This is a genomic window from Methyloceanibacter superfactus, from assembly GCF_001723305.1.
GTDB classification, from domain to species: Bacteria; Pseudomonadota; Alphaproteobacteria; order Rhizobiales; family Methyloligellaceae; genus Methyloceanibacter; species Methyloceanibacter superfactus.
The window spans coordinates 1-12,604 of record NZ_LPWF01000003.1; the positions used below are offsets into that span (position 1 = coordinate 1).

General features: G+C 66.1%; 14 protein-coding genes and 1 pseudogene. 3 read left to right on the plus strand and 12 right to left on the minus strand.

Features of this window, described 5'->3' with window-relative positions:
• Positions 1-268 precede the first annotated feature (268 nt).
• From AUC69_RS15800 to AUC69_RS00560, 4 genes are all read right to left on the minus strand, one after another.
• Positions 269-1,102 (minus strand): MliC family protein, encoded by an 834-nt coding sequence (locus AUC69_RS15800; protein WP_083238948.1) that lies wholly within the window; start codon positions 1,100-1,102, stop codon positions 269-271.
• 140 nt (positions 1,103-1,242) lie between these two features.
• Positions 1,243-1,587, minus strand: a complete 345-nt coding sequence (locus AUC69_RS00555) for a hypothetical protein (protein ID WP_141700508.1) — start codon at positions 1,585-1,587, stop codon at positions 1,243-1,245.
• A gap of 110 nt (positions 1,588-1,697) precedes the next feature.
• A complete protein-coding gene (locus tag AUC69_RS16760; RefSeq protein WP_141700509.1) occupies positions 1,698-1,880 on the minus strand; it encodes a hypothetical protein in 183 nt (60 codons plus the stop codon).
• Positions 1,881-1,994: 114 nt separating this feature from the next.
• Positions 1,995-2,336: an SMR family transporter gene (locus tag AUC69_RS00560; protein ID WP_069440435.1), complete on the minus strand. Its 342-nt coding sequence runs from the start codon at positions 2,334-2,336 to the stop codon at positions 1,995-1,997.
• 820 nt (positions 2,337-3,156) lie between these two features.
• Here AUC69_RS00560 and AUC69_RS00570 point away from each other — a divergent pair.
• Complete coding sequence (locus AUC69_RS00570) at positions 3,157-3,603, plus strand: SH3 domain-containing protein (protein ID WP_141700510.1); 447 nt, start codon at positions 3,157-3,159, stop codon at positions 3,601-3,603.
• 122 nt (positions 3,604-3,725) lie between these two features.
• On the opposite strand, the gene AUC69_RS00575 is transcribed toward AUC69_RS00570, so the two are convergent.
• On the minus strand, positions 3,726-5,258 hold the full coding sequence (locus AUC69_RS00575) for an acyl-CoA carboxylase subunit beta (RefSeq protein WP_069440438.1): 1,533 nt from the start codon (positions 5,256-5,258) through the stop codon (positions 3,726-3,728).
• Positions 5,259-5,447: 189 nt separating this feature from the next.
• On the opposite strand from AUC69_RS00575, the gene AUC69_RS00580 reads away from it, so the two are divergent.
• Positions 5,448-5,771, plus strand: coding sequence for a hypothetical protein (locus AUC69_RS00580; RefSeq protein ID WP_069440439.1), 324 nt, complete (start codon positions 5,448-5,450; stop codon positions 5,769-5,771).
• A gap of 7 nt (positions 5,772-5,778) precedes the next feature.
• Here AUC69_RS00580 and AUC69_RS00585 read toward each other — a convergent pair whose 3' ends face one another.
• The 6 genes and pseudogenes from AUC69_RS00585 to AUC69_RS00610 form a co-directional block, all read right to left on the minus strand.
• On the minus strand, positions 5,779-6,531 hold the full coding sequence (locus AUC69_RS00585) for an ATP12 family chaperone protein (RefSeq protein WP_069440440.1): 753 nt from the start codon (positions 6,529-6,531) through the stop codon (positions 5,779-5,781).
• Positions 6,528-6,977 (minus strand): low affinity iron permease family protein, encoded by a 450-nt coding sequence (locus AUC69_RS00590; protein ID WP_069440441.1) that lies wholly within the window; start codon positions 6,975-6,977, stop codon positions 6,528-6,530. The genes AUC69_RS00585 and AUC69_RS00590 overlap by 4 nt, the downstream gene beginning before the upstream one ends.
• A gap of 139 nt (positions 6,978-7,116) precedes the next feature.
• Positions 7,117-8,097 (minus strand): RluA family pseudouridine synthase, encoded by a 981-nt coding sequence (locus AUC69_RS00595; protein WP_069440442.1) that lies wholly within the window; start codon positions 8,095-8,097, stop codon positions 7,117-7,119.
• 3 nt (positions 8,098-8,100) lie between these two features.
• On the minus strand, positions 8,101-8,475 hold the full coding sequence (gene crcB, locus AUC69_RS00600; RefSeq protein ID WP_069440443.1) for a fluoride efflux transporter CrcB: 375 nt from the start codon (positions 8,473-8,475) through the stop codon (positions 8,101-8,103).
• 19 nt (positions 8,476-8,494) lie between these two features.
• The gene (locus AUC69_RS00605; RefSeq protein WP_069440444.1) at positions 8,495-9,820 is read right to left on the minus strand and encodes a replication-associated recombination protein A; all 1,326 of its coding nucleotides are present in this window, start codon (positions 9,818-9,820) and stop codon (positions 8,495-8,497) included.
• A 3-nt stretch (positions 9,821-9,823) separates the two neighbouring features.
• Positions 9,824-11,244 (minus strand): annotated as a pseudogene (locus AUC69_RS00610) (DegQ family serine endoprotease).
• 238 nt (positions 11,245-11,482) lie between these two features.
• Here AUC69_RS00610 and AUC69_RS00615 point away from each other — a divergent pair.
• Positions 11,483-12,040 carry an SRPBCC family protein gene (locus tag AUC69_RS00615; RefSeq protein WP_069440445.1) on the plus strand — a complete coding sequence of 186 codons (558 nt, stop codon included), beginning with the start codon at positions 11,483-11,485 and terminating at the stop codon, positions 12,038-12,040.
• Between the two features lie 90 nt (positions 12,041-12,130).
• Here the strand turns inward: AUC69_RS00615 and rplQ are convergent, their stop codons facing one another.
• Positions 12,131-12,559 (minus strand): 50S ribosomal protein L17, encoded by a 429-nt coding sequence (gene rplQ / locus AUC69_RS00620; RefSeq protein ID WP_069440446.1) that lies wholly within the window; start codon positions 12,557-12,559, stop codon positions 12,131-12,133.
• Between the last annotated feature and the right edge of the window lie 45 nt (positions 12,560-12,604).

A 12,604-nucleotide genomic window follows, 5' to 3' on the forward strand; every position in this document is an offset into this window, starting at 1 on the left:
TGGTGGCTCTTCCTGTCCACGATGACCCATGCGTACCGCGCCACCTCGGGCGCCGCGTCCCTCACCCCGAGACACAGACGGTCTGCAGCTCGCGTCCTCATGGACGAGGGATGGATGATTGTACCGCAGCCTCGGAGGGCGGGGATAACCGCGTTTGAGTCGCGCCGCCCTCAAACAGGCCGAAGGCCCGTAGGGCCAATAGAAGCGCGGCAGCCCACAAAGAAGCGGGCGGGGATAAGCGGCGCGAATTTCCCCGCGTCCAGCACCCTCACTGGATGGCAGCGCAATCCTTGAAGGTGATGTTCTCGTCCGAGCCTTCGGTGATGAAGGCGGTGTCGCCCTTGTTCCAGAACACGAAGCTCTCGTCCGCGTTGGCATAGCGCGCGCCGGAGCCGGAGATCACCTGCGGCAGCGCGAGGCTCCGCCCGTCGGTCAGCGTCAGCTCGACGGAGTCGGGATAGTAGGTGGCGTCGATCCCCTTATTTCCTTCACAGCGATAGATCGCCGTGGCGATCGGCTTGCCCGTGGCCGTCTGGCTTGCGCCCGCATCGCCAACGGGTGCTGGCGCCGGTGGCGCGCTGGCGGCTTGCGCGGCGGCGCGCGCCTGATTTTGCAGGAACCCGGCTTCGGTCCAGCCGCAATGGGCCTTGAAGATGTCGAGCGCCTCGCGCGAGCCCTTGAGGCCGAGCTTGGCGCGCGCGCCGTTGAACGAGACGAAGGCGCGGGAGCCGCCCTGGAGCGCCTCCACGATCGGATCGTCCGGCGGCAGGCTGAACACCGGCGTGAAGCCGATCAGGCCGTATTCCACGGTCCGCGCCGTGCGGGTGAAATCCTCGCCATCGATGGTGAAGGTGACGGGCGCCTCGGCGCCGTCTTGGCCTGACTGGCTGGCCGCGGCGTTGACGGTCACCTCGGCCGGCAGGCCGTTCCCCTTGCAGGCGATGATGATGCCGAGCTCTTCCTCGCAATCGCTGCAATCGGCGGCGACGATCGCCTCATAAAGGCCCGTGGCTCGCCAGCCGGCCTGATACGCCCAAGCGCTCGACGATGCGGCCGCGGCAAAAAGCAAGGCCGCAGAGAACGTCCAGGCTTGAGGTCTCATAGATCACCGCCGGGTTCGGTTGCCGCGCCAAGCCTCTTGATCGCATGAAACGGCAAGGCCGGGGAGCCCGAAATGACCTGAAGCGCTGGGGGCAGGTCCCTATTGCCCGCTGGCGACCGGGCCGATCTCCTCGACCTTGGTCAAGAGCTCATGCAGCGACTGGCGGCAATAGGGCCGCAGGCCCGACGGGCCGCTCCGCGCCAGGATCCGGAAGCCTCGTCCTTGTCGGCAATGGCCGCTTTCAGCAGCGGGGCTTTGTCGATCGAGGAATCCTTGTTCAGATAATAAGTCTCGATCTTGGCGATGGCGGACTTGGCCGCCTCGGCGTCGTCGGCGCTGAGTTGCGACAGGGTCTGGCAGTGGAGGACGATCTCGTACTCCGCGTAGTAGTTCTTGAGCGAATGCGACAGGCTGACGGCGAACGCGCTTCCCGACATCGCCACCACGCAACAGGCCAGAATCCACCCACCGGCGCCAAGACGCATCTCATCCCCCTCGTATTGTCAGATTGCAGTCGCGTCTTGTTATAGGAAGCGCTGCACCGCAGCAATTGCAGCCGGGCAACACTCACAGGGAATGTTTGAGGTCTCCGGTCCTAGACGCCCTTGGCCGCGACGCCGGCCGTCATCGCCAGCCACGCCACGAAGGCGACCCAGAACGCGAAATGGGCCGCGCCGTCGATCACCTGGAAGAGGCCGAGGACGTAAAGGACGAGCGCCGCCACTGCCAAGACGACCGATGAGAAGAAGACATACCGTGTTGGGGGCGTCAGCCGCATCGTTTTCTCCCGCGTGAAGTGCGGGCCGAGACTATCACGATGGCTTGGGCGGGTCCCGCCCCCGCTGAGCCTCCCCGCTTGCCCGGCAGGCGACATGGACGGAGGCCGCCGCGCCTACTCGATCACGGATTTCGAGAACACGTTGATGATGACGACGCCGACCGTGATGAAGGCCAAGCCGATTAGCGCCGGGGCGTCGAGCACCTGCTTGTACCAGACCCAGGCGACCGCCGTGATGAGGACGATCCCAAGCCCCGACCAGATGGCGTAGACGAGCCCCGCCGGCATCACCCGAAGCGGAAAGGCCAGGAGCCAGAAGGCGGCGACGAAACAGATCACCGAGATGATGCTCGGCACAAGCTTGGTCAGGCTTTCAGACTGCGCCAGCGCGATGGTGGCGATCGTTTCGGCGACGATGGCGCCGGCCAGACACAGATAGATCGTGACGAGACTCATCGCTCCCCCCTGTCGATGGACAGGAACTCTATCCCACTAAAGCGGGATGTTGTCGTGCTTCTTGTCTCTGCTCGCGGGCGCCGACGGCCTGCTCCTGGCGTTGGAGGCCCCCACATTCCGGTCCATTTTCGGGGGTAATTGATCGGGCTTGACAGTGATCGAATTGGCACGCCCTCAGGGCACGCCAGGAGAAAGACATGCAGCCGTCCGCACCCAAATACGCGCACAAATTGCCGCCGCTTCGCGACGAGGCCGCCAAGCTCTCTCCGGGGTTTTCGGGCCCGGGCCTTGCGACACTGCTCGAGCGTTTCAACGAAAGCCCGAGCGAGGCGGCACGCGCGGCACCCTTCACAGCGCAACCCGCGCTGCCCCGCGGCACTGATCCGGCGAGACCTGACGGAGCCGGGCGGCGGAAAATGCCGGCGGCAGCGCTCGCGCCAACGGCCACTGCTAAGAGCCGCCTGACCCTCGGTTCCGTGGTCTCGGTGCTGGCCGGCGTCATGCTCGTGCCGATATCCTTCCTGTTCTTCCTGTGGTGGCAAGACTCCGCGCCCCAGGATAAGGGGCCCTCCCAGATCCTGACCGTGGAGAGCGCGCCCGCTCCGGACCCGGTCGTTCAACCGGCGCAAAGCGCGAGCACCTCGGAAGCCGCTCTCGCCGCCCCGGACGGCGTCGAGACCGCGACGCGGCCGAGCATCAGCCCGGAGCCTCCTCAGGTCGCCACGGTCGACATGCCCGCGAGCCTGCCATTGCCCGCAGCGGTCGCGACGCCGACGAGGCCTGGACCGCTCCCGAAACGGTTGCAACGGCCGATGAGTCTTTGGCCCTCCCCACTCCGGCAGCGGATGCCGCCGTCGACGGGCCGGAAAGCGCGCCGCCCGCAGAGGAGATCGCACAAGCCGAAGCGACCGGGTCCATCGTCGAAGCGGCTCCGGCCCCGCAGCGGAGGCCAGCGGTGAAGGTCAACACCGTCAAGACGGTGGCCATCGCGCCGCCGCGCGAGACGGTGCCATATGATGGCGCGATGGCCTTGGGGTCACCGGCCGAGCCGCAACCGGCCGCCGAGTGGATGGAGACCAAGACCGCGGTCGACATGCACGCGAAGGCCGAGCAATCCTCGGAGACGGTGAAGGTCGCCGACGGCGGCCTCAAGGTTCGGGTCACCGGGCGCGACAGGCGGTGGGTGCAGGTGACCGATCCCGCGACCTCCACGACCGGCTGGATCTACGATCGCTTCCTCATACCGGCGGAGCCGCCCGCGCAATAGCGCGAAGCCTAGCCTACTCCTCGTCATGCCCGGTCTTGTGCCGGGCATCCACGATTTAGGCGCTGCTGCATTGAAAGACGTGGATGCCGGGACAAGCCCGGCCATGACGACAGTGAGAGTCCCTAAAGCGGAATGTTGTCGTGCTTCTTCCAGGGGTTCTCGACATGCTTGTTGCGCAGCATCTGGAGCGCGCGGGCGACCCGCATCCGCGTGCCGCGCGGCGCGATCACCTCGTCGATATAGCCCCGCTCCGCCGCCACGAACGGATTGGCGAAGCGCTCGGTGTATTCGTCGATGCGCTTCTTGACCTTCTCCGGATCGCCGAGGTCGGCGCGGTAGAGGATCTCGACCGCGCCCTTGGCGCCCATCACGGCGATCTCGGCCGTGGGCCAGGCATAGTTCACGTCGCCGCGGATATGCTTTGACGACATGACGTCGTAGGCCGCGCCATAAGCTTTGCGGGTGATGACCGTGACTTTCGGCACGGTCGCCTCGGTGAAGGCGAACAGCAGCTTGGCGCCGTGCTTGATGAGGCCGCCATATTCCTGATCGGTGCCCGGCAGGAAGCCCGGCACGTCGACGAAGGTGACGATCGGGATCGAGAAGCAGTCGCAGAACCTGACGAAGCGCGCCGCTTTCCGGGAGGCGTCCGCGTCGAGCACGCCGGCGAGGAACATCGGCTGATTGGCGACGATGCCGATGGTGCGCCCTTCCATGCGGGCGAAGCCCACCACGATGTTGCGGGCGAAGCTCTCCTGGATCTCGAAGAAGTCGCCCTCGTCCACGACCTTATGGATCAGCTCCTTGATGTCGTAGGGCTTGTTCGGATTGTCGGGGATCAGCGTGTCGAGGGACGGCTCGATACGGTCCCACGGATCGCGGGTCGGTAGCTCCGGCACGCCGGAGAGATTGCTCGTGGGCAAAAAGTCCATCAGCCGGCGCATCTGAAGCAGCGTCTCGACGTCGTTCTCGTAGGCGCCGTCGGCGATGGACGATTTGGTGGTGTGCACCACGGCGCCGCCGAGCTCCTCCGCCGTCACCTCCTCCTTGGTCACCGTCTTCACCACGTCGGGGCCGGTGACGAACATGTAGGAGGTGTCCTTCACCATGAAGATGAAGTCGGTCATGGCCGGCGAGTAGACGTCGCCGCCGGCGCACGGACCCATGATGACGCTGATCTGCGGGATGACGCCGGAGGCCAGCACGTTGCGCAGGAAAACCTCGCCATAGCCGCCGAGCGCCGCCACGCCCTCCTGGATGCGCGCGCCGCCCGCGTCGAACAGGCCGATGACCGGCGCCCTACTCCGAAGCGCCATGTCCTGGATCTTGATCATCTTGTTGGCGTGGGCTTCCGACAGCGACCCGCCGAACACCGTGAAGTCCTTGGCGAAGACATAGACCACGCGGCCGTTGATGGTGCCCCAGCCGGTGACGACGCCGTCGCCGGGGAACTTGTTCTTCTCCATGCCGAAATCGATGCAGCGGTGCTCGACATACATGTCGAACTCCTCGAAGGAGCCGTCGTCGAGCAGGAGCGCCAGCCGCTCCCTGGCCGTGAGCTTGCCGCGCTTATGCTGCGCCTCGATGCGCCGCTGACCGCCGCCGTCGCGGGCCTTTGCCCGGCGAATTTCAAGCTCTTCAACGACTTCCTTCATAACCGCTCCCCGAGGTGACGCTGCCGTGAAGGTGAATAGCATGGGGCGAAAAAGAGGCAAGTAGCCACGGGCCCCGCCGGGCCCATTCCGGGGCGAAATCCGGGCTCCGAACCGCGATTGAACCGCGATTGCCGCAAGCCCCCAAACGGGGCATCCTGGCCGGGTTCTGGCCCTTGGGAGGGGCGTCCCATGAGACTGGTGATCGCCGCCGCCGTGCTGCTCGCCGCCGCCGCCCTGGCCGGGCTCGGATACTATTATTATCGGGTCGGCCAGGAGTTGGACGACATCCGCGCCCGCCTCGTCACCGAGGAGCAGCTTGCGAACCCCGACGACCCGGCCACCACGTCGGGCATCCGCCTCGCCCCCATCCAATGCGCCCGGGTCTACGATCTGCGCGCCAACCCCATTGCCAGACGCCTGCGCGGCGACGAGATCCGCGGGATGTGGGCCTATTGCGAGAAGATCGCCGACATGGCCTCGGGGTTCGACCGGCGTCGCAAGGAGCGGCCGTAACCGACTCTCAGGACTCCGAAAGTTGGAGCGCCCGCGCCGCCGCGTCGAACTCCGCCCGGCGGGCTTTGCGGCGGTCCTTGGCTTCGGCGTCCTCGCCCCATTTACCGGCCTGCCAGTCCTCGTCCACGTGGGCCGCATCCCACGCCTCGTCGGGCGAGATCCGCTTCAAGGCGACCGCCAGCGCCAGGAGCGCCGAGCCGGTGAGCGCCGTCATCATATGCAGCGCCGCCAGGCCGAACGCATCGAAGCCCGCCACCCGCTTGCGGATGGCTTCCATGGCGGCGTCATCCTGAGCCACATGAACGATGCCTTCAGCCAGGAGAAGCGGCGCCTTTAGCGCGTCCTTGGCCCAAGCGATCACCGGGTCCCAATGCTGGCCTTGCGCCGCCACTAATCCCTCCGGCCCGTCCGCCCGATAGCAAAGGAGATCGCTGCGCGCATGAGCCATGATGTCGTCCACGACCGCGTCGCTGCGTCCCTCGATGCCGTCGATGGCCGTGTTGGCGAGCTTGGTGAGCGGCATGGTGTGAGGGTCGATATGGTCGCCTTGCGCCCGCCATTCCTCGGCGATCGCCTCGGCCAGTGTCCGTCCCGGCACCGACAGCGGCGCCTTGCCCGGCGTCTTGACCGGCCTGCCGTCGAGCAGGAGCGCTGCCCTGCCCCCGTCATCCTCGACGGTGACATCCTTGTAGAAGCGCTTGGGAAGACTCCGCTTTCCGGGTCCGGCCGCGCCGTTCGCCTTGCTCTCTTGTTCGCTCACGTTTGCTTTTTCCGTGCCGCGCTTGCGGTCTTGCGTGGTGGCTTCGCGGCCGCGGGCGGCGACTGGTTTGGGTCTTTGCTTCTGTCCTTTTCCGCCAGAAGCTCATATTCCCGCCGGAGCCCTTCCAGATCCTTGTCTTCCAGCTCTTCGAGGTCGAGCAAGACATTGCGTGCTCCCCGCGACACCCGGATCAACTCGTCGAGCTTGATGTGCATGGCGGCCGTGTCCCGGTTTTGCGTGTTCTGAATGACGAACACCATCAGGAAGGTCACGATCGTGGTGCCCGTGTTGATCACAAGCTGCCACGTGTCGGTATAGCCGAACAGCGGACCGGTGACCGCCCAAACGAGGATCACCGCCACGGCCAGGATGAAGCTCAGCGGACGGCCGGTAATATGCGAGGCAAGTTGTGCGAAATGCGTGAACCAACTGGTTTTCGGAGCCATGTGACGTCCTCATTCTCGCGCCATCACCGATGCCGCTGTGGCTCGAGACTGCGAGCCCCTGCCAAAAAGGGATTTAACGGCGGAGAATGAACAATCGCTTCAACCGTTGGTTCCCGTCGGGTCTCCGGGCCGAGAACGATCAGTCGAGGTCGTCCGCCTCGCCGTCCTTGAGCGCGAAGCCGAAAGCGGCGAACGCCTTCTCCATATGGGGCGGCAGCGGCGCCGTCACATCCACCACGCCCTCGCCGCTCGGATGGGGAAAGCAGATGCGCCGCGCATGCAGATGCAGCATCGGGTCGATGCCTTCGGGAATCTCCACCCCACTCGGATATTTCTCATCCCCTAGAATGGGATAGCCGAGAATCGCCATATGGGCTCTGAGCTGATGCTGGCGCCCGGTGACCGGCTTCAGCGACACGAAGGCCACCTTCTGCCCGGCCCGGTCGACCACCGCGTAATAGGTCACAGCACTCTGCGCCCGGTCCTGCTCTCCCGCCCGCGCCTTTCGCACCCGGTCGCCTGCGGGCGTCGCCGCCTTGACGAGCGCCGCCTCGATCTTGCCTTGCGGCGGCTTCGGCACGCCCTGGACGATCGCCCAGTAGATCTTGCGCACCGAGCGGGTCTGGAAGGCGCGGCCGAGCTTGGCGGCCACGGCGCGCCGCTTGGCGATCACCAGCACGCCCGAGGTGTCGCGGTCGAGCCGGTGAACCAGCCGCGGCCGTGTGTCGGGACTGTCGCCCAAGCCTTCGAGCAGCCGGTCGATATGGCGCGTGGTCTTGGTGCCCCCCTGCACGGCGATGCCCGGCGGCTTGTTGAGGATGAGCAGGTCGTCGTCCTCATAGAGCGTGATGTCTTCGAGAAACGCGCGGTCGGCCTTGGACAGAGCCTGCTTCGGCCCGGGCGGCGGCGCCACGTCGGGCAGCGGCGGCACGCGCACGCTCTGGCCGGCCACGAGGCGGGTGCTCGCCTTGGCCCTACCGCCGTCGACGCGGATCTGGCCCGTGCGCAACAGCTTCTCCAGCCGACTATGGGGCAGGCCCGCGTAATGGGTCTTGAACCAGCGGTCGAGGCGCATGTTGTCCTCCTCGTCGCTGACATTGCGGGTCTCGACGGGGGGCATGAGCTAAAGCGCGCGGATGATGGCGAGGCCGGCGAACAGGGCCGCGATGGCCAGGCCGACCGACGCCAGGAGATAGAGGCCGGCGCTGACATAGGCGTCGCGCTCGTATAGCAAGGCGAAGTCCACGGAGAAGGCGGAGAAGGTGGTGAAGCCGCCGAGCACGCCCACCGTGAGAAAGGCCCGCAGTTCGTTCGACACCGACCAGCGCAGGGCCATGGCCTCGATCAGCAGGCCCATGATGAAGCAGCCGAGCACGTTGACCGTCAGCGTGCCCCACGGAAAGCCGAAGCCGAGCAGGCGCCCCGACGCGACGCCCACCAAATAGCGCGCGGAGGCACCAAGCGCCCCGCCGGCAGCCACGAACAGCAGAGTCTTCACACCGAGTCCCCCCAAGCTCTCACCGGCCGGCTCCCTTCTTGGCCCTGATCTCGGCCCAGCGGTCCAGCCGCTCCTTGATGTCGCGCTCGAAGCCGCGCCCGGTCGGCGTGTAGAAGCGCTGCCGCTCCATCCCTTCCGGGAAATAGTTCTGGCCCGAGAACGCCTCCTTCTCGTTGTGATCGTAGGCGTAGTCGCGGCCATAGCCTTCTTGCTTCATCAGCGTGGTCGGCGCGTTGAGGATGTGCTTCGGCGGCAGAAGCGATCCCCCCTCCTTCGCCACGCGCATCGCCGCGTTGAACGCCATGTAGGCGGCATTCGATTTCGGCGCGGAGGCGAGATAGACGGTGGCTTGCGCCAGCGCCAGCTCGCCCTCAGGGCTGCCGAGAAAGTCGTAGACATCCTTGGCGGCGTTTGCCTGGAGCAGCGCCGCCGGATCGGCGAGACCGATATCCTCCACCGCCATGCGCACCAGCCGCCGGGCGATATAGAGCGGGTCCTCGCCGCCGGCCAGCATGCGCGCCAGCCAATAGAGCGCCGCGTCCGGGTCCGAGCCGCGCACCGATTTATGCAGGGCGCTGATGAGATTGTAATGACCGTCCTGGCCCTTGTCGTAGAGCGGCGCGCGCCGTTGCACGAGCGTCGCCAGCGCCTCGCGATCGAGCGGTTTCGCGTCCGGCCCTTGGCTGAGGAACACGTCCTCGGCCAGATTGATGAGGCCGCGCCCGTCGCCGTCGGCCATGCCGATCAGGGCGCTGCGGGCATCGTCGGTCAGAGGCAGCTTGCGCCCCTCATGGGCTTCGGCCCGCTCCAGCAAGGATTCCAGCGCCGTGTCGTCGAGCCGCTTGAAGGTGAGCACGCCCGCCCGCGACAACAGCGCCGAGTTGAGCTCGAAGGACGGGTTCTCCGTCGTCGCGCCCACCAGCACGATGGTGCCGTCCTCCATATGCGGCAGGAAGGCATCCTGCTGCGAGCGGTTGAAGCGGTGGATCTCGTCGATGAAGAGCAGCGTGCCGCGCCCCTCCTCCCGCCGTGCCTTGGCCTGATCGAACACCTTGCGCAAGTCGGCGACACCGGACTGGATCGCCGAGAGCTGCTCGAAATGGAGGTCGGTGACTTCCGCGAGAAGCCGCGCCACCGTGGTCTTGCCGGTGCCAGGCGGGCCCCAGAACACCACGGAGCCGAGGCGCCCGGCCCGCACCATGCGGCCCAGCATGCCGTCCCCCAGGAGATGATCCTGGCCGATGACCTCGTCGAGAGTCTTGGGGCGCAAACGGTCCGCCAAAGGCCGCGGCGCTTGATCGGAAAGCCCCGCGGCGTCGAACAGCGTGGCCGCGCCCTTCTTCATGGATCAGCCCTGAATGGCGAGATTGAAGACCTTGCCGCCGCGCTCGACCGCGAGCCGCCACGCGCCGCCGCCGAGTTCGAGCATCGTGGCAAGACCCTTGACCGAGGTGATCTCCTCGTTGTTGACGCCGACGATGAGATCGCCGCGCCGCACCCCGAGCCGCGCCGCGTTCGAGCCGCGCTCCACCCCAAGCACGACCACGCCGCCTTTGCTGTCGTCGCCTTCCATGCCGAGCTCCTGCGCCACGGCAGGCGACAGATTGGCAACTTGCGCACCGGCGAGCGGATGCCGCCCGGTCAGATCGCGCGTGTCGCGCGGCGGGTCCTCGATCGGTGCGAGCAAGGAGATCGTCGCCCGCAAAGTCTTGCCTTTGCGGAACAGGCCAAGCTCCACCGTGCCGCCCACGCCCTTGGTCACGAAGCGGTACTGCAAGGCTTCCGGATCCTGCACGATCTTGTCGTCGACGCTGATCACCACGTCGCCCACTTGCAAGCCCGCAGCTGCGCGGGGCCTTTGTCGTGCAGGCTGGTGACCAGCGCGCCGGCCGGCCGGTCGAGCCCCAGGGACTCGGCGATATCCGACGTCAGCGGCTGCAAGGACGCGCCGAACCACGGACGCTGCACCTTGCCGCCCTTGAGTGCCGACTGAACGACCAGCCGCACCATGTTGGAAGGAATCGCGAATCCGATGCCGTGCGAACCGCCGCTCTTTGAGAAGATCGCCGTGTTGATGCCGGCGAGCCGCCCGTCCATGTCGACCAGCGCGCCGCCGGAATTACCGGGATTGATCGCGGCATCGGTCTGGATGAAGAACTGATAGTCGGAGATGCCGACCTTGGTCCGCGCCAGCGCCGACACGATGCCACTCGTCACCGTTTGGCCGACGCCGAACGGATCGCCGATGGCGAGCACCAGATCGCCCACTTCGAGATCGTCCGAATTGGCGAACTTGATCGAGGGGAAAGTCTCGCCGTCACTGTCGAGCCGCAGTACCGCCAGATCCGTCTGCTCGTCCTTGAGGATGAGCTTCGCCGGGAACTCGCGCCCATCGGCCAGCGCGACGGTGATCTCGGAATCGCTGCTACCGCGGATCACGTGATAATTGGTGACCACCACCCCTTCGGCGGCGACGAGCACGCCGGAGCCGAGCGAGTTCTGGATGCGCTCCCGCGGCACCCCGAAATTCTCGCCAAAGAAGCGCCGGAAGAACGGATCGTTGGCGAAGGGCGATACCACCTGTTTGACCCGGTGACGCACATAGACGTTCACCACGGCCGGCGCCGCCTGCTTCACCACGGACGAGAAGGATTGCTTGATGGCGGCCTGGCTCTCGGGGACGACCCGCTGCTGGGCGCCCGCGTCGGCCACAGGCAGGAGGCCCAGAAGGCAGGCGCCGGACAGGGCCGCGCCGACCACCCAAGACATGCCATTTTTCCTGGAGAGATTTTCCAAAAGCGTCATCGCTCGCCCTGTTAGGGATCGACAAGAAGGCTGAAAGGCAACCCCGATATACCAGCCTTGGGAGGCGGTCTCCCAAAGAAAACTGGCCTTCTTGCGGCGGGAATCAAGGGAAACTTGGTTGCCGCACTACCTGGTTCAACTAAGATGCCGGGCCAACGGCATCTTTGCCCCTTCATAACGGTAAAAAAGTGGAGAGAAACGCATGCATGGAATCAAGCTGACCCTGATTGCTGTGACGGCGACCTTCGCCTGGAGCGCAGCGGCCGAGGCCATCGAGGTCAAGAAGAGACGCGAAGCGCCCGGCAAACCGGCGGAAGTTTGGGCCGTGGTCGGCGATTTCTGCGCCATCAAGGATTGGCATCCCGCCGTCGTGGAATGCGAGCAGATCGAAGAAGGCGGCGACACCTACCGGCTCCTCACCCTCGGGGACGGCGGCAAGATCAAGGAGAAGCTGACCGCGTCCGACGACACGAGCTACAGCTACGAGATCGTCGAGGGTCCGCTGCCGGTGAAGAATTACACGGCGACGCTCGAGGTCGGCGAGGACGACGAGGACGACCGCGTCGAGATCGAATGGGAGGCCGAGTTCGACGCGGACGGCGTCGAGGACGCCGAGGCCGAGAAGATCATCGTCGGTATTTTCAACGACGGCGTGAGCGGCATCAAGACGGCCGCCATCGAGGCTTACGACAAGCGCGAAGCGGCCGCCGGCAATCCGGTGATGAAGGGCCGCGAGGACATCGACAAGGACAAGAACTAGTCCCGATCCTCGAACGCTTCGCCTTGAATCAAAAAGGCGCGTCGCTTGAAGCGGCGCGCCTTTAATTTTGTCCGGATGACCGGGAAGCCTTTACGCCGCGGCGTGCTCGGCCTCGCCGCCATGCTCCTGCACCGGGCCCGAATCGAGGCCCTTGGCATCCTCGTCGCGGTCCACCAGCTCGATCACCGCCATGGGGGCGCTGTCGCCGTAGCGGAAGCCGGCCTTCATCACGCGGGTATAGCCGCCGGGGCGTGCCGCGTAGCGCGGGCCCAGCGTCTCGAACAGCTTCGACACCGTGGCCTCGTCCCGGATGCGGGCGAAAGCCTGACGGCGCGCATGCAGGTCGCCGCGCTTGGCCAGCGTGATCAGCCGATCCGCCACCCGGCGAAGCTCTTTCGCCTTGGGCAGAGTCGTGGCGATCTGCTCATGCTTGATGAGCGCATTGGCAAGGGCCGCGAACAGCGCCCGGCGATGGGTTGCGGTGCGGTTCAGCTTCCGCCCGGCTTTACGATGTCTCATTTACCGCCCCCTCCCAGGGTGCAACGCGCGCCGGACGATCGGCGC

Bases quoted from the DNA above. Each gene is read 5' to 3' on its own strand.
- AUC69_RS15800 (WP_083238948.1), bottom strand. From the start codon at position 1,102: ATGAGACCTCAAGCCTGGACGTTCTCTGCGGCCTTGCTTTTTGCCGCG.
- AUC69_RS00555 (WP_141700508.1), bottom strand. From the start codon at position 1,587: ATGCGTCTTGGCGCCGGTGGGTGGATTCTGGCCTGTTGCGTGGTGGCG.
- AUC69_RS16760 (WP_141700509.1), bottom strand. From the start codon at position 1,880: ATGCGGCTGACGCCCCCAACACGGTATGTCTTCTTCTCATCGGTCGTC.
- AUC69_RS00560 (WP_069440435.1), bottom strand. From the start codon at position 2,336: ATGAGTCTCGTCACGATCTATCTGTGTCTGGCCGGCGCCATCGTCGCC.
- AUC69_RS00575 (WP_069440438.1), bottom strand. From the start codon at position 5,258: ATGAAGGAAGTCGTTGAAGAGCTTGAAATTCGCCGGGCAAAGGCCCGC.
- AUC69_RS00580 (WP_069440439.1), top strand. From the start codon at position 5,448: ATGAGACTGGTGATCGCCGCCGCCGTGCTGCTCGCCGCCGCCGCCCTG.
- AUC69_RS00590 (WP_069440441.1), bottom strand. From the start codon at position 6,977: ATGGCTCCGAAAACCAGTTGGTTCACGCATTTCGCACAACTTGCCTCG.
- AUC69_RS00595 (WP_069440442.1), bottom strand. From the start codon at position 8,097: ATGCCCCCCGTCGAGACCCGCAATGTCAGCGACGAGGAGGACAACATG.
- AUC69_RS00605 (WP_069440444.1), bottom strand. From the start codon at position 9,820: ATGAAGAAGGGCGCGGCCACGCTGTTCGACGCCGCGGGGCTTTCCGAT.
- AUC69_RS00615 (WP_069440445.1), top strand. From the start codon at position 11,483: ATGCATGGAATCAAGCTGACCCTGATTGCTGTGACGGCGACCTTCGCC.
- rplQ (WP_069440446.1), bottom strand. From the start codon at position 12,559: ATGAGACATCGTAAAGCCGGGCGGAAGCTGAACCGCACCGCAACCCAT.